This window comes from Bdellovibrio sp. HCB290 (assembly GCF_047305925.1).
Classification (GTDB): domain Bacteria; phylum Bdellovibrionota; class Bdellovibrionia; order Bdellovibrionales; family Bdellovibrionaceae; genus Bdellovibrio.
Genome location: NZ_CP178620.1, coordinates 2,619,545 through 2,637,471 on the forward strand (window position 1 = coordinate 2,619,545; position 17,927 = coordinate 2,637,471).

Sequence of the window (17,927 nt, forward strand, 5' to 3'; positions counted from 1 at the left end):
AAGGAAACTTAAGCGGCCTTTGTTTTTTTGCTTTCCTCGCAGCCTAAACATCCTTAGCATTATGATATGAAAAATTCTGTTCTGCTTCTGAGTTTGTGCTTCTTGTTCACGGCCTGCGCCACCAACCAAAAGAGTCGTCTTGCCACGACCCTGACCGGTGTGGGTGTCGGCGCCATTGCGGGAGCAGCAACTGCTCCAGATGACGAACGCCCCGAACTGCATGCCATGTACTGGGGTGGGATTATTGGTGTGATCTCTGCCATTGCAGCTAATATGTACTTTGATGACAACAAAGAGATCGATATGGCCAAGATGGAGAATGACAAACTGAAAGCTCAGTTGGATTTTTTCCAGAGTGGCACGGCCACTCTTTTGAAAGAGACCAAAGGAAATGCTGACAAGCGCTACTTCCAAAGTGGCAAAGCACAGATTCGTCTGTACAAAATTGACCAGTGGGTGGATGACGGTCCAAATAAGAAATATCACCGCGACCAGATGATTGAAATCCTGCCTTTGGAAAAAGGTCAGTGATGAAAAAACACCTCTGGCAGATTCTGTTTACGGCAAGTTTCGTCTGGGGCTCTGTAGTCAGCGTGCTTTACTGGCAGTTAAAATCAAATCCCCGAGTGATTGCCATAACAACTGACATGGCCGGAGCCGACAACTCGCAAGCCCAATCCGTCCAGCTGACTGAATTGGAAAAAAGTACGTTTCTAAGACAATACCTGGAAAGATATTTCACCTACGACTCTAATAATTTTTGGCAGTCGCAAACCTCTTTGACCTTCCTGATGTCTCCACAACTACGTGAAAAAAGAATTGCAGAGGTTCAGCGTCTGCGCGAGAAAATTCAAAGCAAGTCCTTGAACCAAAAAGGCTTCTTGATCTCCTTAAGCCAACTTGAAGGTGATGAGTTCAGTGCGCTTTTGAATTTGCAGATGAACGAGGCTCCGGGCCGCGTAAATAGTCTGTATGTCACGACGAAGCTTAGAATTGAAAGCACGGAAAGAACCCTGGAAAATCCATGGGGACTTATGATCACCAAGCTGGAGTTTCCTGAAACATCCCCGACCGCTTCAGCAATACCGAACACTCTGGCGATTCGTGACAGAACTCCCCTGACCATCACCTTCCCCTGCGCGATCGAAAATATTCTGGGTGAACCTGCTTCCGTCATCGAAACCAAGATCACCACCTTCAACGTTTCCGAAATTCAGCTGAATTCAACTCAACGGTTGAATGAAACCGTGAAGATGACGGCTTATTGCAAAGACAAGGAATACCACTTCAAAGTCTCTGCCGCAGAAAAATCGGCGGATGTATTCAGGGTATTTTCAGCGGACCAAGCCCAGGTCCGAAAGGATCCCGGCGCAGGCAAGCCCCGCAAAAAAGACAAGTACGACAAGACCATCGAAAATGTTTTGGGAATTGAAGTCGAAAATTAAGAAATTCGCTCTGACATCTGCGCGGTGATTTTAGGAATGACCATGATGACTTGGGTTCCCACGCCGACGCGGGAACGGATTTGCAAATCACCACCGACAGCCTGCAAAGTTTTGCGGGCATCGTACAATCCCAGGCCATTGCCGTTTTCTTTACCGAAGCTTTTACCTTCGTTCATTAGCTGTGGAAGTACTTCTTCGGGAATGCCGCTGCCATTGTCCATGACTTGCAACAACCAGTTTTGATCGCGATCCAAAAGTGAAATACTGACTGAAGCTTCTGATTCAGGAGCCGCCTCAATGGAGTTGTTCAGAATATTTCCCAGAACTCGAAGCAATTTCATTTCATCCAATGGCAATTCCAACTTTTCTGCTTTCACGTGTTGGTGCCAGGTGAACTGGATTTGCGGATAGGAAAATTTATATTCTTTCAAAAGACGATCCGCGACTTGAATGATGTCAGTCTGATCTCCTGGAAGCGTTCTCTGTTTTGGCAAAGCCTCAGCCCCACCAGTCAATGCTCGTCCACGCAATAACAAGTCATCCGCGATACCGCGAATTCGACCCACAGCCAGACTTAAAAGTTCCTTTTTCTCGTTGCTCATTTCATGGGAAAGCTGGGTCAATGTCGTCAATGCCATCAGTGGACCACGGATATCATGGGCAACCTGACGGGAGATTTCGGAGATTTCTTTATTGCGTTCAAGCTCTGACTGAAGCTTTTGTTCCTGCATTCTGTTAATCAACTCACGGCGTGAGCCAAAGGAAACCAACATCAAGCCCAGGAACACACCGATCAAAAAGATCGGCGAAGTCACAGTTTTTAAACCCAGGTCAGCAGTGCTATAGCAAACCTGCACTTGCCCTGCTGGCAGAGAAAACAATGTGATGGGAATGCTGCTTTGGAATGAACAAGAGCCTTCTACAGATTTCACAGAGACTTTTGCGACAGAGCTATGAACTTCTTTTAGCTGCCCCAGAATTTTATCCAACAACGTGGAATCCTGCTTAACTAGCAGGGACTTGGCGATGTCCTCTTCCCAAATCGAAAAGTATTGGGCCACAGCGCCTTGAGCTCGATTCACTTCCAGTACGAAGCTCAAAACAGAAACTGATGCCAGAACCACCAAGAAGACGGTCATCCAGGGCATTGAGCTTCGTTTAATAAGGGCTAGGGACGGTTTTATCATACCTTGATATAAGCAAGGACTGCTCCAGCCCGCCGATGATCACGGCGGGTTTGGGCGCTCAAGGGATTGACAGGTGCCATTTCCCGAATGACGTATCAAAGTGAGACCGATTGACAATGCGATTGCGGACGTCCGCACACCCGTAGCGGGTGCTGCGAGGCAGTACAAAAAGGGAACTGTTACCTTAGTTCATCGACTCGCGATGCACTAGATTTTTTAACTCTTGCACTTCATCCAAAGAGACATCGTAAGGCTTGCCGCAGACTTGGCAAGTGACGTGGACTTCCTCTTTTTTATCAAGCATGTCCTGAAGCTCTTCCTCTCCCATCGCTTCAAGAGCGCGCATCACGCGGGCTTTTGTACAAGGGCAGGAATATTCAACCGTTTGATTGTGTTCGATTTCTTCAAATGGAATGCCTTCCATGAACGGAGTTACCAGATCCATGCAGGTAGCACCTTCGTTCAGCATTTTTGAAATATTTGGTTTTTTGTTTTCGTAGTTCGCGATGATTTTCTCAACCATACTTTCTTCCACGCCAGGCATCACTTCGATCAAGATACCACCCGCTGTTTGCACCTTACCATTTTTATCAAGGTACACACCCAATGAAACCAGTGAACGAATTTGATGTGACTGATGCAGGTAGTGAGCAATGTCGTCGCCGATTTCACTGCTAACCAATTCCACTGTTCCTTGGAATGGTTGCTTTTGAAATGGCTGATGGCGCGCCACTGTCAAAAGACCGATACCGATGGCATTCTTCAAGCTTAGACCACCGTCGTAGCTTTCAGGTTGATACTGCGGATTTGGAGTGTAACCACGCACGTGACCTTCGTAGCTGGCTTCCGCATAAACGCTGCTCAATGGCCCGTTTCCACGGAACAAAAGTCCCACCTGCTGGCCATCTTTTAAATTCGCCGCCATCAACAACGCACCCACCATGCTGCGACCAACTGCCACCGTAGCCAAAGGATATGTGTTTTGCAGATCCTGCATGTGTCGAACAACTTCTGTCGCATTGACTGCAGCAATACGGACTGTCAGATCTTTGGAGACATAGCGGTGAACGCGTTCTTTACCCATGACAAACTCCCGAAATAGATAGAAAATAACAGCCGAAACTAGCAAAGCGGCCCTATAATTTCAAGCTTCAATAGCAGAGTCAGATTTATGAAGATTTATATCTTTCGCCACGCCCAAAAAGCCATGGATTTCTCAGGTGATCCCGACCTGACACCCGAAGGCCATAATCAGGCGTCCACTCTATTGGATTTGGTCCTTAAAAATGAAATGCCAATTCCCACTCATCTTTGGGTTTCGCCGCGCAAACGCACTCACAGCACTTTTCGCCCTCTGTCAGAGCATTTCAAGCTTCCCCTGGAAAACCAGGAAGATCTCTTAGAGCAACATGGCGATGAATCCCTGCAAGTCTTTCGCAAACGCATCTCCACGCTTTTAGAAAAGGCGGCAGAGTCTAAAAATGAAGTGATTTACTTATGTTCTCACTATGACTGGGTGATTGAAGCCATGTCCGTGATTCCCTCAGAAACTGATTTATCGGAAGACCGTTTTTCCCACTGGTCTCCGTGCCAGGGTGTCGGTTTTGAGGTTGCAAAGGATGGGATGTACAAATTCTTAGAGCTAAAAAGGATCTCTCCATGATTCAAAATATCTGGGCCATCGGTCGAAATTACGTCGAACACGCAAAAGAACTGGGCAATGAAGTTCCCACTGAACCTTTGGTCTTTTTGAAGGCAGGAAGCTGCGCGACGGTCGCGGCTTCAGAAATTCACCTGCCAAAATGGACGACCGATGTTCACCACGAAGTGGAGATCGCTTTGCAATTTGATGAGAACTTGCAAATTTCTTCGGCCTGCGTGGCGTTGGATCTGACTGAACGCACATTGCAATCCAAATTAAAATCCAAAGGGCAGCCGTGGACTTTGGCGAAAAGCTTTACTGAGGCCTGCCCACTTTCCAGCTTCTTTCCAATAGAGAGCCTGGATGAGCTGCGCAATATCGGCATCAAACTGACGGTCAATGGCGAACTCCGCCAAAACGGCAACACCTCGTTGATGATTTTCCCTTTTGAAGAACAGATAGACTATGTGCGTCAGCACTTTCCTGTGGTCGCCGGCGACTTGCTTTTGACAGGCACCCCTGCCGGAGTTGGTCAGATCAAACCGGGCGATATTTTGCTAGCGGAAATCGTGGGAAAAATCACGCACCAATGGAGCGTCAAATAGCTTGAATTTCTTGTGCCACAGAGTAAATATTCCAGCACTCACAGGTAAAGTTGCTGGCCTATTTCGCCGGCACAAGGAAGCTTAAGTTATGAACGATATCCAATCGAAGATCGTCGCGCGCGGCGAAGAGATTATGAAACGTATGGAAAGCCAATCCAAGGCTTCCATCTTCTCCAAAGATTTCTGGTATGGCTCCATCATGGAATGGAGTATGAAAAATGAAAAATTCAAAACCAACATGTTCCGCTTCGTGGACGTGCTTCCTTCAATCAACTCCGGCGACGAAGTTGCCCGCCACTTGAAAGAATACTTCGCTGAAGACGGCGGAAAGCTTCCTCCGGTATTCAACGTGGGACTTGGTCTTGGCTCTTTGGCACCGGGCTTGATGGCTGGTGCCATTAAGAAAAACGTTGTTGGTATGGCGCAAATGTTCATCACGGGTGAAAATCCAGACGACGCTCTTCCAGTTCTGAAAAAAGCGCGTAAAAACAAAATGACTTTCACTGTCGACATTTTGGGCGAAGCAATCCTGTCTGAAAAAGAAGCGCAGGAATATTCCAACAAGTGCATCGAACTTGTAGACTGGCTTGCGAAAGACGCTGAAAAATGGGACGAAGTTCCTCAGATCGATCGCGATCACGAAGGTGCAATTCCAAAAGTAAACGTGTCTGTCAAAATGACGGCGCTTTACTCGCAAATCAAAGACTCTGCCTGGGATGAATCCAAAAAAATCCTTAAAGATCGTATGCGCCCTATTTTCCGTCTGGGAATGCAAAAAGGTGTCTTCATCAATTTGGATATGGAGCAATACTCCGTCAAACATCTGACGTTGGAAGCTTTCACCGAGCTGATCAATGAAGACGAATTCAAAAATTACAAATTCTTCGGTATCGTGATCCAGGCTTACCTGCGTGATTCCTTCGAAGACTGCAAAACGCTGACGGACTTCGCAAAAAAACGTGGCACTCCATTCTGGGTTCGTCTGGTTAAGGGCGCTTACTGGGATTACGAAACTATCGAAGCTGAACAACGTGGCTGGCCGGTTCCGGTTTACACGAACAAAGCAGAGTCTGATGCGAACTACGAAGTGTGCGCAAAATACTTCCTGGAAAACATCAAATACATCCGCCCGGCGTTTGCGTCTCACAACGTAAGAACCATCGCGGCTTGTATGCTTTACGCCGAACAATTGAACATTCCTAAAGACGCTTTGGAATTCCAAATGCTTTACGGCATGGCCGAGCCAATCAAAAAAACCATCGTCGAGATGGGTTACCGCATGCGTGAATACGCTCCCGTGGGTGAATTGATCCCAGGCATGGCGTACCTTGTTCGTCGCTTGCTTGAGAACTCTTCGAATGAATCCTGGCTTCGTGGGAAATTCGCAGACAACAAAACCACGGCGGAGCTTTTGAAAGATCCTGCTTCTGGTTTGACTCCGACATCTGCAATCATCCCGCAAAAGCCCGGCAAGTTCTACAACGAGCCACTTTTGGATTTCGCTGTAAAAGCTGATCGCGAAAAAATGGAAAAGACTTTGAGCGAGATGCGCGCAACACTTCCAGTGACTGTGCCATTGATGATCAATAACAAAGAGCAAACATCTGCTAAAATCTTTGACCGCGTGAATCCTTCTGAAAGTTCTCAAGTTGTGGCTAAAGTCCACATGGGCACGATCGAACAAGCAGAACAAGCGATGCAAGCGGCACAAGCCGCTTACAAAACTTGGAAAAACGTTCCGGCTATGGAACGTGCTGCTTTGGTGGATAAACTTGCTGACCTTATGCAACGCGATCGCTTTAAACTTATTGCGACTCAAGTGCTTGAAGTTGGTAAACCATGGGCGGAAGCCGATGGTGATGTGGGCGAAGCGATCGACTTCTGTCGTTACTATGCTCGCGATATGCGCAACCTTCAAAAACCGCTTCGCGTGGGTGGTCTTCCTGGTGAACTATCCCATTACATCTACAAATCACGTGGTGTGACGGCGGTTATTGCTCCTTGGAACTTCCCATTGGCGATCTTAGCCGGCATGGTGACAGCAGCAGCTGTGACTGGAAATACAGTCGTCATGAAGCCTGCAGAGCAATCCTCATTGGTTTCTTGGGGCTTGATGAAAATGATCCAGGAAGCTGGCTTCCCGGCAGGTGTTGTGAACTTCCTGCCAGGTTTGGGCGAAGAAGTTGGCGAATACATCGTGAACCACAAATTCACGACGACAATCGCTTTCACTGGCTCAAAAGCAGTTGGCCTTCACATCCTAAACCGTGCGTCTATTGTTCAACCAGGACAGCAGCACGTTAAGAGATGCATTATCGAGATGGGTGGTAAAAACGCTGTCATCATCGATAACGATGCCGACCTTGATGAAGCAGTTGATGGCGTTCTTTACTCTGCCTTTGGTTTCTCTGGTCAAAAATGTTCAGCGGCAAGCCGCGTGATCGTGTTGGATGAAGTTTACGATCGTTTCACAGAGCGCTTGGTTGAAGCCGCTCGTTCTATCGAAGTGAAGTCCGCGGAAAATCCAAAAGCTTACATGGGCCCGGTTGTGGACCAGGAAGCTCACGAGCGTATTTTGAATACAATCGCTGAGACTGAGAAAACTAATAAATTGTTGTTCAAAGGAACCGCGCCAAACAACGGCTTCTACGTTCCGCCAACAATCTTCGGTGATGTTCCAGGCGACGCGAAATTGGCGCAACAAGAAGTCTTCGGACCCGTTGTGGCAGTGATCCGCGCTAAAAATCTGGATCAAGCAATCGAAATCGCAAACAGCACTGAATACGCACTAACGGGTGGTATGTTCTCGCGCTCACCTGCGAACATCGCGCGCGTAAAAGAAGAATTCGAAGTGGGTAACCTATATATTAACCGTGGTATCACAGGTGCGATGGTTGATCGTCATCCATTCGGTGGCTTCAAAATGTCCGGCATCGGTTCAAAAACCGGCGGCCCTGACTATATCAAGCAATACATGGAACCCGCAGCTGTAACTGAAAACACTCTTCGCCGTGGCTTTGCCCCGGCAGAAGGCGAATAGGTAACAGTTCCCTTTTCGGAACGCAGCGCAGAACCGCAGCGGTTCTGCACCGCTTCCGCAAAAAGCGGCAGGCACATTTGGCGAGTTTCGCGAATAAGACCGATTTCTTTGACTGAAATCGGTCTTTTTTTGCCATTTTTACGGTTTACCAAAATGTAAAAATATCTTTAGTTTTTTAGTAACCGTTGTCCTGTTTTTCGCTCCTGGCCTTGGATACAACCCTTTTCGTGGTTCCAATTAACGAACAATACAAAGGAGTATTCACATGAAAAAGATTATCGCAACCATCGCAATGGTTCTGGTTTCTCAAGCGGCTTTGGCTGAAGTTGATTTTTACGGCGGCACACTACATATCGTGGTTGCAAGTGAAGAGGGCGCTTTCGCAGCTATCACTGGTGACTTGGCCCATGTCATGCACAAAAACCTAAAAGCTAAGGTAGAAGTAGGCGATGCAAAAGGTAACGATCACTTTCTTTGCGGAACAGCATCAGTTGGCATGAGCTGCGTGACTGGCTTTAAAGATATCACTTCTATGGAAAAAACTGACATCCCAGTAGTTGCAATCTTTGACGATGAAGAGGCTGCAGGACTGGTTATGTTTGACGGTGAAGCTGCAGTCAAAGTTTGGAATGGCATGGCCAAAATTGAAGAGATGGACTCTGAAGAGCTTGGATCAGGTGTAAAAATTGGAAATGAATTTCTGTGCTTCAAAGCGGAAAAAGTTGAAGAGTCTGCATGTGGGTTGTTGATTGATGTAAACGGAAAAGTTTCCGCTCCATCAATTAATCAAATGAAAGCAAACAGCTTGAAACTTCAAACTCTTAAATAGTTCCAATTAGTTTTAGCAATGGCGGCCGCTTCAATTGGCGGTTCCGCCAAACTCAAGGACTTCCCATGAAAACGATGATGATTTTTGCCAGCATTCTTCTATCTTCATTAACTTCAAAAGCTCAATTAATCCAATCTGCAGAGATCAATTTTCACGCCGCTGATGAATTCGGTGCAACTGCTTCCGTATCCGGCCCACTTGCAGATGTTTTGTATTCTCGACTGAACTCTGAAGAGCTTCTTGCTTTTCAAAATGATGGCAAAAAATCCTGGAAGAACGGTCAGGATTATTACTGTGTTAAATCTCTAAATACTTTTATTCCTGACACAGAATGCTTCTTACACTTCCCAAAAATTACGTTCATCCCCCACGAAGAATTCAAAATCAGTATCCGTTTTGACATCGAAGGCTCCACACTCAATGGATACTCTTTGAATCCAGAAATCGATCAGATCATGTACTGGGATCTAAGCTCAGGAAGAATTATCAACTAGATCATATCAAAAAGATCCATGCACAACACATGGGTCTCTTCACCGTTACTCTCTCCGACAATTTTCGCTGCCTCTTCGATCGCGCGAAATAACAATTCGCGGATTTTTTCGTAGTCTTTCTTGGTACAACTAAACGGCACCGTAAAACAGATCTCATGATCCGCAATAGTCTCCAGCCGAGTCAGATTGCGAGTGCGCCAGTTAGTGTGATGACGAACTTCCCACTGGGACTTTTTCTCGACGTGAGTTTTTGCCGCGCCAATTCGAATGCGACCTTTTTCCTCGATCAACAGGTCTTTTTCCAGCATGAACTCAACCATCTCGGTCAGACGCTGACGTGACAGTCCCAACAACTGCGCCATTTCATTCAAGTCAGGGACTTTGTTCAAGGACGCCAACATGCGAATAGCCGAGTACTTCCAGCTGGAATAAAAAACGGACTGATCGTAAGTCGTCAGTTTTTTGCTAACGGGCCCGATTCTTTTGCGAATTTCGGCGAAGGATGATTTCTGATCCTCGATCTGTTTCTTTAACTTTTTGCGAAGACTTTCATTCCCCGCACGCTCAAAGGAAACCATATTCAAGAACAGATCGGCTTCGGACCCATTCATTCCGTCAAAATCACAGAACAAAGAGGCCTGCTCTAAAGTTAAATCACGATGACCATTCAGAATCTGACTGAACAAAGTCGTATGAATCCCCAAGGCTGTCGAAATCTTGCTGGCCTGACCGCGCCCGCCGTTGGGCTGATATTGCACGAACGCTTTTAAATAGTCGCGATAGTTGGAAAATTGCCAGATTTGCAGCTTGTTCATTTGAAAACCTCACCATTTTCAAAATTCCATGAATTTACAAATCAGTAAATATATTGTTTTTATTTAAGTAAAGCGGTGTTCCATAGAAAACCATTGCCGTCAGAACGCTACTTTTAGAGTGAACTCTTTACATAAACGTAAATAAAGACCCGGATATTTACAGAACATAACTTGGATTTACCCAAGTCCATTGTTAGGACAGGGGCATGAAAATAAACATCTTCAAAAAAACCATCCTGGCAGTATTCGCGCTATTGGTAGCTTCGTTTGCCCAGGCCGAAAGCGCACTGGAAGATATTCTAATCCGGGGCAGTGCTCAAATGTACACCGAAGAGTTTATTAAAATCGGTAAAAAAGCAGCAGCCAGAATAAAAGATGTTCCTGACTTCCCGATCAGCGAAGCGGAATTTTTGCAAGCCGTACAAACAACCACAATTGAATTCACAGAAGACCGCTTGGTTTCAAATGAAGGCATCGAAGTCGATGCTCTTAATTTCCCTTCAAGAAAACTTATTCGTGTGAACTGGGACCGTTGGTATAGCTATAGCTCGAATCAAGAAAATCGGGCTCAGTTGGCCATCCACGAATACCTGGGTATTTTGAAAGCCAATGACACAAAGTATTTTTGGTCGATGAAGCTGATGAAGGGCTTTTTGGAGTCTGTCACGTCCTGCGATTATATGATTAACGGCGCTCCATATTATTTACTGTATGAGAACTATTCTGAAGGCGCGAAGTACCTCGTGAACATAGATAAAGTCATGGTCAGCGGCCAAGGGAGTTCTGTAAATCCCCTGACCAAGGAATCTGTCACGATCAGCTCATTGAACTTTAAGTGGACCGATCTCATTAACGGAAATTATAAAAATGTCCTTAACTGGGCCATCGGTATTACTTGGAAGTATGAAGCCCGCACTCTTCACGGCAGAATAACTATAAACCAAATGTCTGATGACGGCCCGTTCCCGATGGAAGTGTTTGAACTGGGTATTTTTAACTCAGAAGGCATAATGACTCCTCGATACATCGCGACCATTCATTGCAACACCAAAAAAATGAAGAAGGAGTAACCATGAATAAATTGATTTCAATACTCCTTTGCGCACTCTTTACGCTCCCCGCCCAGGCCCGAATTGACGAAGGCGGCTGGGACAGTGGTGGTGGCGGTTCTGGATATGCTGCTGAATTCACTTCCATGGGTCGTTGGCTCGCTTCGAATATTGACTCAGTTAAAGGATTGCCATTTACCGCTGGCCAATTTCTGCAAGCCGTTGATCAAGTGAAAGTTGAATTCGTCGATGAACGTTTGGGCAGTGAACGGGCTCAAGTTCTTCCTGAACAAAGGTTGATTCGCGTATCGCGTGACGTTTGGGAGACAACCACAAACAGAGTCCAAATACATAAGCCAAAATTCGTACTGCATCTTTATTTGCTGATCATGGGTGTTGATGATTACAAACACCAATGGACTCAATTTGTTTTTGATGGTGGCCGATCCATTTCAGCCTTTGAATGTTCATCCGGTTTTTTTAGCAGCGAGACTCTGAATATCCGTTGGGTTGATGTGGATGGCGACGGACGTGGCGACAAATTTTCCGGGACCCTCTTTATTTCAAGTCTCCTGGTCTCTGCCGAACACGAACTTAATATCACCGAAACAGATCAAGGCGTGGTTTTTAACTGGATTCAGCTGACCGGTGGTGTCTACACCCTGGCACCCAGAAATTATCTAATGAACAGACTTTCCTTCAAAGCACCGATCAGTAAAATTGATTCCTACACACAGGATGGCATCCCTATCGTCAAACAAAGCGGAACCATGTCCTGCACGCCGCTTTAATGAATGGGTGGAGTCTGAACTGCGGGGCGCTCTTCGGCTTGCAAATAAGGTTCAGCGCTCCCCTTACGCACGACTTCCAAGGTGCCCACTCCCCAGCGGGAAAATGTTTTGGCGACAGCCCCCACTGGGACATTCAATTTTTTGACATCCTTACTGGGCACAATAAATAGCGACCCACTCAATGTGGACGGCGCACTGGGAGTGAAGATCACACATTGCTCCCCTTCGATTTCCTCGACTATAAAAACCAAAGCATTCATCTCATCTTCACGCACAAGCAAGGCCGGCTGAAACAGGAAATTATTCTGCGACGGAATCAGCCGTTGGGAGAACTCTTTAAAAGATCTATAAACACGAAGACGCATCAGAAAAACATCCTCAATCCAACCGCCAATGCTTCGACCCATTCGAGTTTGCGCAAAAGCTCCCAAGGCCAAGGACAACAGTAACAACACTCCAAATGCCACCGTCTCCGAGGCATACTGATACTCATTAAAAAATCGAGGCGACAGGCTTTGCGCAATGGGGGACGTCACCTTCCCCACCACGGCAATGATCTTTCCCACCAGCATTAAAAGCAGGATTACCGGTAGTATCACCCCGGCCGCTGCCAATAAGCTCGATTTAACGAAACTCTTCAAACCCCGCATAGAACCTCCCCCTGGAATTAAAGCATTCCCCAAAATTCCCTGAAAGATTCACCAGTTATCGTTGCTAAATTGCAGCTAGTGCCAAGCAAAAACCGGCACCATCGGGCAATTCCTACAGGGTTAAAGGGATGACCGATACCTCAATTCGTTTAAAACTGGCGCGGAGTTTGTAATGACTCTGCCAGCACCCTTTTAAAGGAAACCCCGTGAAACGCTTCATGTTCGTTATTATTGCGATGTTACTAGGAACTCAGGCTCATGCTTCTGTGACTTCTGAGGAGTTCGTGGACCAATTCGTGGCTCAAATGAACCGTCGTTTGGTGTTTGTGAACCAGGATCGGATTGCCGCAAAGTACAGACCCTTCTGTACGGGGCTTAACAAAGATCAAATCGCCTCAATCACATCAATCGTAAGCCAAAACCCCGAGCAAACGGCTGAGGAATTCCATAAGGCCCTGTCCGAGAAGCTTCAATGTTATCCCATAGCTATCGCGCCACTTAAACGTGAAGGCTGGGGCATCCTTTTCAACACCAAAGCTTATTGGATGGACATCAAACTGATCCGGGACACCCTAGCGGATCTGGGACTTAAAACTCACGATTCTATGAAGTCCAAACTTTTGGATTCCGTTCACCCTTAAAAGTGACCGGCACGAGGGGCGCAGCGCCCCTTTTGTCTCCTATTTGCAAAAGATTCAAGTCTTTGCACCTCCCCTTGAGCAATCCCCGAAACTCAAATAGAAACTGCTCATCTGGAGAACCTCGAGATGAAAATATTCGCTCTTATTCTAACAACACTTCTAACTGGTGCACAGGCTTTCGCCTCAGTAACGGCTGAAGAATTCGTGACCGATTTCGTTAATCAGGCGAATCGCCGTCTGCACTACACAAACCAAGAACGTACGGCTGCAAAAAAAAGAACCAACTACTGCTCAGCCCTAAACGCTGATCAGGTTAAAACGATCAAAAACATCATCGCCAAAAATCCGGAAATCACCGTAGGAGAGTTCACATTGCAATTGGGTGACACTTTGAAATGTTATCCAGAATTCTGGCCACCATGGGATCGCAAGAAAACGGCACGCGGTCTGCTGACGAACTCTAAAGCTTACGTGATGGATGTTTCTTTGATTCAGGATGTGTTGGCTGATTTGAATGAAGGCCTGCTTCCTAAAGAGCACAGAAAGCTCTTAGACGCTTACAACAACTGGACCCTGCCAAGCAGTGCTCAGTAACAAAAAACCCGCTGCGAGGCGGGTTTTTTCGTTTTTAAATCCATCCTGGCACCCATTCTGGACCAACGGCTGAATCCATCGAACACCAGTCAATCTTTCTTCACATTTATCCGAAAAGAACAACATGGTTCAGCTCTGGGTAATTATAGGCTTGGCACTTTCGGCAATCGCAGTTTCCGTGTTGGGAGCGGCGTTTTCCATTGCGGGTTTGGGGAAGTTATTCTCCGGCGCGGTGCTTGCCGTATGGTTGATGGCCGGTGCTTTGGAACTGGCTAAGTTCGTCGCTGCCGCTTACCTGCACCAAACCTGGAAAAGCATCAATCTGGTTATGAAATCCTACATGGTCATCTGCGTGGTGGTCCTAAGTGGTATCACCAGTATGGGCATCTTTGGTTTCCTTTCTGATGCTTACCTGATCTCGGCGTCCACTTTGGAAGCTGAAACGATCAAGTTGGATAAACTTCACAATGAACAACGCTCTGCCAACTCCGAAATCGATCGCATCAATCGCGGTATCGAAGAAATCCCAGCAGGTCGTATTACTAAAAAATTGCAAGCCCGGGCCGAAGCAGAGCCTTTGATTCAGCAACTAAAAGCCAAAGTGAATCAGCTTGAAGGCGATATTGCTCAGGCAAAACTTAAACTGATCGATGAAAAGCAAAAAGTCGGTCCGTTGATATACATCTCCAAAGCCTTCAACATGGAAATCGACAACGTGGTGAAGTACCTGATCATGGTTTTCGTTGCGGTGTTTGACCCTTTGGCAATTTGTCTGGTCATTGCGCTAAGTGATGCCGTGGTTCGCCGCGGCCGCAAAGATCAAGCGACACCAACAGCTTCTTCAAGCGCTCCTCTAAAAATGCGTTTTGCAGAAAAAAGCGAATCAGGACCTCACAAAGAGGTGGGATAATGAATCGCTGGCTGCGCATTGCGGGTGTTTTTCTTTTACTCTCCCCGTTTTTAAATTTCTTTATCAGTGTTGCGATGCTGCCGGCGTCCCCCACCAAGTGGACCTGGGCTTATCTTAGTGCCATGTTTTTAGCTGCGACCCCGATGCAATGGGCTTTACGAATTTCCAAATTAGTCGTCGGCTATCTGATGTTTCGTGCGAAGAGTTCGGCATGGCTTCCCGTATTGGTGATTTTGGCTGTGACTATTGCCCACAATTTTTTGACGTTCTCAAAGGATTGGCGCACCAGCAGTACTCAGACGATCATGTCCCTACTTATCAACTTTGCCCTGTTCGGCATGGTCCTAAGAGCCGAGATTCAGGTCAATCGTGAGCTGAACGAAAAGCTTCAAGCTGCCCGGGCTGCCAAAGCCGCTAAACCGTCTGCACAGCAAATTGACGAGTCCACAGTGGTACAACTCTTCCGTGAATCTGAAGCCGCAGAGACTGGCATTCCGTCTGAAATCACAATGTCTGAGACAGTGGCTGAGTTTGCCATCACCAAAGGCAGTGCCATAGATTTTGAGGGTTTTGGTCACTTTGCTGAGGTTGTTCGTTGTGAGGAAGATGAAATCTGGATCAAAGGGCTTACTGAATCACCTTTGGGCCTAACCACCCGCCCAGTGATTTTGGAGAGCACCGAGAATGGTGCGAGTATCTGCCTGCAATACGACCGGCACGACTCTGACGATATCTTGGTTTTTAAAATTGCTTAAAAAGACCCTAAAAAAAAACCCGCTTAAAACAGCGGGTTTTTTCGTATGTGTTCTGATTAGAAGCGAAAATTACTCGCCATCAGATTTGGAGATCTTCTCAACCTGGCAGCCACCAGAATTTACATTCAAAACCTGAACACGAACCGTGCGATCTGCCGGCAGCTCCAGTTCAGATTCACCTTGGTAAACCATAACCGCAACGTCGTAGTACTCACGAACGCTTCCATCTTTCAATTCAATGGCGTCGTCAGTAACCGGGCGGTCCGCTTTGAACTTGTAGTTAGAGATCGATTTTTCGGCTTTGATCATCTCGGCGATAACTTGAGTCAGGGCATAACCCGCCGCTTCATTTTTGCAATTCAGACCTGCGGCCATAGACATTGAAGACATTCCTACAACAAGTAAACCAATTACCAAGTGTTTCATAGATCCGACCTCCACCATTATTAGGGAAGACCGAACCTACCCAGAGCCTGGACCGCGGTCACCTTTCAAAGGGTTAAGGAAGCAGAAAATCGTTCCCTCAGTCATTTCAGTGGAATAATTGCATGGAATTTAGCGTGATCGAAAAAGAAAAAGGCCGAAGTAAAACTCCGGCCTTTATAATCTTTTTTAAAAATAGAGGTGAGCACATCATGCACCCGAGTACCTTCCTTGGTATCACCCCTCCCGTAGAAATAATTAGACATTGTTGTTGAACACATTGCAAGGGGGTTGTTCCACTTTTTTTAAGATTTTTTAAGGAAGTCACTATTTGCACTATCTCATGCACACATTCGCCGATCAAAACAGGCGCGCCGAACTGTTGAAGTAAAACTTCACGCTGCGTACTTCAAACTCACACCATTACGCAGTATTTCCAACAACTTAATTGCCATGCTTGAAGTACTTTAATATACCATCGTTCATGCAAACCTCCCGCTTTTCCGACCCTAGATTGCAAGCCACCCAAGCGCACGGCGGAACGCTGTTTAGAAAATCGCGTTATCGATGTCGTCGTCCGCTCAGCACTAAAAAAACTGTGCATGTCGTTCTTCGCTCAAGCCAAGCCGTCGGGTCTTTAAGTTTTAGGAAGTTTAAAAATTGGAAACAGGTCGAATCCCTGTGCCGAAAGTTCGCCCGAAAATACAGAATCAAAATTGAATCCTTCGCCAACGGAGGCAATCACCTGCACCTGTCTGTTCGCTTAAAATCCAAGGATGACTACACCCCGTTTATCAGATCCCTGACCGGAGCCATCGCACTGAAAATGACCGGCGCCAACCGGAACCAAAAGAACAAAAAGAAGTTCTGGGACTTCCGCCCCTTCACCGCTCTACTGGAAACAGCAAAGCAAAACCTGAAAAATTATGTATCAATAGATTTACTAAAAGACTTGGCGATCGTCCCCAAGATTGGAATCCTAAACCACCAAGAATGGCCCCCACCCCATTAACGAAAAAAGCCCACCTTTTGGGTGAGCTTTCTTTTAAATCCAAAATTTTGATTCAAACTAGAAATCGTTAATTGAATCAACCATGCCTGGGTAATCCACGAAGGGGTTACGATTGCCTTGGGCTTCAAAGATCAGGTTATTTCTCTCGATCTCTTCAGCATCCGGCGGATTTGCAGCATTCCATCTACGAAGAACTGCTTCCTGTTCTGGCGGAATGTAAAGGTCGTAGCGCAGGGAAAAGTAGAACAATGAGCGAGCTACGCGACCTTTGTGTTCTTGGGGTGGTTCAAACACTTCATCACTGTCACCTTCACCTACGCCGAAACGGGACACAGGACACTTCAAAGTCTGAGTGTCTTCATGAACTTCACCAAACCACTGATTGCCACGAATAGAATTCAACTGGGAATCTGTCGGGAACAAATGATGAAGATCTGATTTTTGCGTATCTTTTGGGAAGCGACGACTAAATCGGCTTTGTGGCCACGTATGCTCAACGTTCACAACCGTGTTGTCAGGGATTTTATCCGGCCCTGGTTCATCACGACGGAAGTCTTCGCGAGTCTTATAGTTGTTGCAGTAAAAATCCTTAACAGAATAACTGTGGGAAGCTTGGTCATAGGCCAAATAGAATTTACCCATCAACCACACGCGCGCACGGTTGTAACCAATTGGCTGATGCCAATAGCAGCCTTTTTGGGCCTGACAGTCAGAAACGATTAAATCGTAACTACCCTGCTGCACGATATGAAAACTGCGCATGACATTTTTAATACTTGTCGTTAATTCTTCATTTTTTTTGCCAGAGGCAAGGTCTTGATAGAACTCAACTCCATAGTATGGAATTGCCTGGGATACCGGCGCTGCATTTAAAGCACCTGCGAAAAACAATGATGTTAATACAATCACTGACTTAATGAGCTTAGTAAGCTTCATTCGGGTCCGCCATTCGGTAAAGGGGGTGATTATTCAGCCTCTGTCGCGGACCACTTTCGCAAATTCACCCGACAAATGTCAACGGGGCTATAAGAAATACCCTGTCAGG

At 46.4% G+C, this 17,927-nt stretch carries 20 protein-coding genes; 14 read left to right on the forward strand and 6 right to left on the reverse strand.

Annotation, left to right across the window (positions count from 1 at the left end; all coding sequences use genetic code 11):
* Positions 1–66 precede the first annotated feature (66 nt).
* On the forward strand, positions 67–531 hold the full coding sequence (locus ACLVWU_RS12885) for a hypothetical protein (protein WP_413575174.1): 465 nt from the start codon (positions 67–69) through the stop codon (positions 529–531).
* Positions 531–1,445 (forward strand): hypothetical protein, encoded by a 915-nt coding sequence (locus ACLVWU_RS12890; protein ID WP_413575176.1) that lies wholly within the window; start codon positions 531–533, stop codon positions 1,443–1,445. The genes ACLVWU_RS12885 and ACLVWU_RS12890 overlap by 1 nt, the downstream gene beginning before the upstream one ends.
* On the opposite strand, the gene ACLVWU_RS12895 is transcribed toward ACLVWU_RS12890, so the two are convergent.
* Both ACLVWU_RS12895 and ACLVWU_RS12900 read right to left on the reverse strand, forming a co-directional pair.
* Complete coding sequence (locus ACLVWU_RS12895; protein ID WP_413575177.1) at positions 1,442–2,593, reverse strand: sensor histidine kinase; 1,152 nt, start codon at positions 2,591–2,593, stop codon at positions 1,442–1,444. The two genes, ACLVWU_RS12890 and ACLVWU_RS12895, sit on opposite strands and share 4 nt — an antisense overlap.
* 223 nt (positions 2,594–2,816) lie before the next feature.
* Positions 2,817–3,716, reverse strand: a complete 900-nt coding sequence (locus tag ACLVWU_RS12900; protein ID WP_413575180.1) for an Hsp33 family molecular chaperone HslO — start codon at positions 3,714–3,716, stop codon at positions 2,817–2,819.
* 87 nt (positions 3,717–3,803) lie between these two features.
* Here ACLVWU_RS12900 and ACLVWU_RS12905 point away from each other — a divergent pair, with 87 nt between their 5' ends.
* The 5 genes from ACLVWU_RS12905 to ACLVWU_RS12925 all read left to right on the forward strand — a co-directional run bounded on the left by ACLVWU_RS12905 (position 3,804) and on the right by ACLVWU_RS12925 (position 9,242).
* Positions 3,804–4,295: a phosphoglycerate mutase family protein gene (locus ACLVWU_RS12905; protein WP_413575183.1), complete on the forward strand. Its 492-nt coding sequence runs from the start codon at positions 3,804–3,806 to the stop codon at positions 4,293–4,295.
* Positions 4,292–4,879, forward strand: coding sequence for a fumarylacetoacetate hydrolase family protein (locus ACLVWU_RS12910; RefSeq protein ID WP_413575184.1), 588 nt, complete (start codon positions 4,292–4,294; stop codon positions 4,877–4,879). The genes ACLVWU_RS12905 and ACLVWU_RS12910 overlap by 4 nt, the downstream gene beginning before the upstream one ends.
* Before the next feature lie 88 nt (positions 4,880–4,967).
* Entirely contained in the window at positions 4,968–7,919 is a 2,952-nt protein-coding gene (locus ACLVWU_RS12915; RefSeq protein ID WP_413575185.1) for a proline dehydrogenase family protein, read from the forward strand.
* 265 nt (positions 7,920–8,184) lie between these two features.
* Complete coding sequence (locus tag ACLVWU_RS12920; RefSeq protein WP_413575186.1) at positions 8,185–8,748, forward strand: hypothetical protein; 564 nt, start codon at positions 8,185–8,187, stop codon at positions 8,746–8,748.
* Between the two features lie 65 nt (positions 8,749–8,813).
* On the forward strand, positions 8,814–9,242 hold the full coding sequence (locus ACLVWU_RS12925; RefSeq protein ID WP_413575187.1) for a hypothetical protein: 429 nt from the start codon (positions 8,814–8,816) through the stop codon (positions 9,240–9,242).
* On the opposite strand, the gene ACLVWU_RS12930 is transcribed toward ACLVWU_RS12925, so the two are convergent.
* Positions 9,239–10,057 (reverse strand): TIGR02147 family protein, encoded by an 819-nt coding sequence (locus tag ACLVWU_RS12930; RefSeq protein WP_413575188.1) that lies wholly within the window; start codon positions 10,055–10,057, stop codon positions 9,239–9,241. The genes ACLVWU_RS12925 and ACLVWU_RS12930 overlap by 4 nt on opposite strands.
* A gap of 206 nt (positions 10,058–10,263) precedes the next feature.
* Between ACLVWU_RS12930 and ACLVWU_RS12935 the strand changes: the two genes are divergently transcribed.
* The gene (locus ACLVWU_RS12935; RefSeq protein ID WP_413575190.1) at positions 10,264–11,127 is read left to right on the forward strand and encodes a hypothetical protein; all 864 of its coding nucleotides are present in this window, start codon (positions 10,264–10,266) and stop codon (positions 11,125–11,127) included.
* A 2-nt stretch (positions 11,128–11,129) separates the two neighbouring features.
* Positions 11,130–11,897 carry a hypothetical protein gene (locus ACLVWU_RS12940; protein ID WP_413575192.1) on the forward strand — a complete coding sequence of 256 codons (768 nt, stop codon included), beginning with the start codon at positions 11,130–11,132 and terminating at the stop codon, positions 11,895–11,897.
* Here ACLVWU_RS12940 and ACLVWU_RS12945 read toward each other — a convergent pair.
* The gene (locus ACLVWU_RS12945; RefSeq protein ID WP_413575194.1) at positions 11,894–12,547 is read right to left on the reverse strand and encodes a DUF502 domain-containing protein; all 654 of its coding nucleotides are present in this window, start codon (positions 12,545–12,547) and stop codon (positions 11,894–11,896) included. The two genes, ACLVWU_RS12940 and ACLVWU_RS12945, sit on opposite strands and share 4 nt — an antisense overlap.
* 206 nt (positions 12,548–12,753) lie before the next feature.
* Between ACLVWU_RS12945 and ACLVWU_RS12950 the strand changes: the two genes are divergently transcribed.
* The 4 genes from ACLVWU_RS12950 to ACLVWU_RS12965 all read left to right on the forward strand — a co-directional run bounded on the left by ACLVWU_RS12950 (position 12,754) and on the right by ACLVWU_RS12965 (position 15,447).
* Positions 12,754–13,188, forward strand: coding sequence for a hypothetical protein (locus ACLVWU_RS12950; RefSeq protein ID WP_413575197.1), 435 nt, complete (start codon positions 12,754–12,756; stop codon positions 13,186–13,188).
* 126 nt (positions 13,189–13,314) lie between these two features.
* Positions 13,315–13,782, forward strand: a complete 468-nt coding sequence (locus tag ACLVWU_RS12955; RefSeq protein ID WP_413575199.1) for a hypothetical protein — start codon at positions 13,315–13,317, stop codon at positions 13,780–13,782.
* A gap of 124 nt (positions 13,783–13,906) precedes the next feature.
* On the forward strand, positions 13,907–14,692 hold the full coding sequence (locus tag ACLVWU_RS12960) for a hypothetical protein (protein ID WP_413575200.1): 786 nt from the start codon (positions 13,907–13,909) through the stop codon (positions 14,690–14,692).
* Positions 14,692–15,447 (forward strand): hypothetical protein, encoded by a 756-nt coding sequence (locus ACLVWU_RS12965; protein WP_413575201.1) that lies wholly within the window; start codon positions 14,692–14,694, stop codon positions 15,445–15,447. Before ACLVWU_RS12960 ends, ACLVWU_RS12965 begins: the two co-directional genes overlap by 1 nt.
* Positions 15,448–15,516: 69 nt before the next feature.
* On the opposite strand, the gene ACLVWU_RS12970 is transcribed toward ACLVWU_RS12965, so the two are convergent.
* Complete coding sequence (locus ACLVWU_RS12970) at positions 15,517–15,873, reverse strand: hypothetical protein (protein ID WP_413575202.1); 357 nt, start codon at positions 15,871–15,873, stop codon at positions 15,517–15,519.
* Positions 15,874–16,354: 481 nt separating this feature from the next.
* Between ACLVWU_RS12970 and ACLVWU_RS12975 the strand changes: the two genes are divergently transcribed.
* On the forward strand, positions 16,355–16,882 hold the full coding sequence (locus tag ACLVWU_RS12975) for a transposase (protein WP_413578795.1): 528 nt from the start codon (positions 16,355–16,357) through the stop codon (positions 16,880–16,882).
* A 57-nt stretch (positions 16,883–16,939) separates the two neighbouring features.
* Here the strand turns inward: ACLVWU_RS12975 and ACLVWU_RS12980 are convergent, their stop codons facing one another.
* Positions 16,940–17,818: an endonuclease I family protein gene (locus tag ACLVWU_RS12980; RefSeq protein WP_413575205.1), complete on the reverse strand. Its 879-nt coding sequence runs from the start codon at positions 17,816–17,818 to the stop codon at positions 16,940–16,942.
* Positions 17,819–17,927 lie beyond the last annotated feature (109 nt).

Bases quoted from the DNA above. Each gene is read 5' to 3' on its own strand.
- ACLVWU_RS12925 (WP_413575187.1), top strand. From the start codon at position 8,814: ATGAAAACGATGATGATTTTTGCCAGCATTCTTCTATCTTCATTAACT.
- ACLVWU_RS12970 (WP_413575202.1), bottom strand. From the start codon at position 15,873: ATGAAACACTTGGTAATTGGTTTACTTGTTGTAGGAATGTCTTCAATG.
- ACLVWU_RS12885 (WP_413575174.1), top strand. From the start codon at position 67: ATGAAAAATTCTGTTCTGCTTCTGAGTTTGTGCTTCTTGTTCACGGCC.
- ACLVWU_RS12890 (WP_413575176.1), top strand. From the start codon at position 531: ATGAAAAAACACCTCTGGCAGATTCTGTTTACGGCAAGTTTCGTCTGG.
- ACLVWU_RS12980 (WP_413575205.1), bottom strand. From the start codon at position 17,818: ATGAAGCTTACTAAGCTCATTAAGTCAGTGATTGTATTAACATCATTG.
- ACLVWU_RS12895 (WP_413575177.1), bottom strand. From the start codon at position 2,593: ATGCCCTGGATGACCGTCTTCTTGGTGGTTCTGGCATCAGTTTCTGTT.
- ACLVWU_RS12900 (WP_413575180.1), bottom strand. From the start codon at position 3,716: ATGGGTAAAGAACGCGTTCACCGCTATGTCTCCAAAGATCTGACAGTC.
- ACLVWU_RS12930 (WP_413575188.1), bottom strand. From the start codon at position 10,057: ATGAACAAGCTGCAAATCTGGCAATTTTCCAACTATCGCGACTATTTA.
- ACLVWU_RS12905 (WP_413575183.1), top strand. From the start codon at position 3,804: ATGAAGATTTATATCTTTCGCCACGCCCAAAAAGCCATGGATTTCTCA.
- ACLVWU_RS12935 (WP_413575190.1), top strand. From the start codon at position 10,264: ATGAAAATAAACATCTTCAAAAAAACCATCCTGGCAGTATTCGCGCTA.
- ACLVWU_RS12940 (WP_413575192.1), top strand. From the start codon at position 11,130: ATGAATAAATTGATTTCAATACTCCTTTGCGCACTCTTTACGCTCCCC.
- ACLVWU_RS12910 (WP_413575184.1), top strand. From the start codon at position 4,292: ATGATTCAAAATATCTGGGCCATCGGTCGAAATTACGTCGAACACGCA.
- ACLVWU_RS12955 (WP_413575199.1), top strand. From the start codon at position 13,315: ATGAAAATATTCGCTCTTATTCTAACAACACTTCTAACTGGTGCACAG.
- ACLVWU_RS12920 (WP_413575186.1), top strand. From the start codon at position 8,185: ATGAAAAAGATTATCGCAACCATCGCAATGGTTCTGGTTTCTCAAGCG.
- ACLVWU_RS12975 (WP_413578795.1), top strand. From the start codon at position 16,355: ATGCAAACCTCCCGCTTTTCCGACCCTAGATTGCAAGCCACCCAAGCG.
- ACLVWU_RS12960 (WP_413575200.1), top strand. From the start codon at position 13,907: ATGGTTCAGCTCTGGGTAATTATAGGCTTGGCACTTTCGGCAATCGCA.
- ACLVWU_RS12965 (WP_413575201.1), top strand. From the start codon at position 14,692: ATGAATCGCTGGCTGCGCATTGCGGGTGTTTTTCTTTTACTCTCCCCG.
- ACLVWU_RS12945 (WP_413575194.1), bottom strand. From the start codon at position 12,547: ATGCGGGGTTTGAAGAGTTTCGTTAAATCGAGCTTATTGGCAGCGGCC.
- ACLVWU_RS12915 (WP_413575185.1), top strand. From the start codon at position 4,968: ATGAACGATATCCAATCGAAGATCGTCGCGCGCGGCGAAGAGATTATG.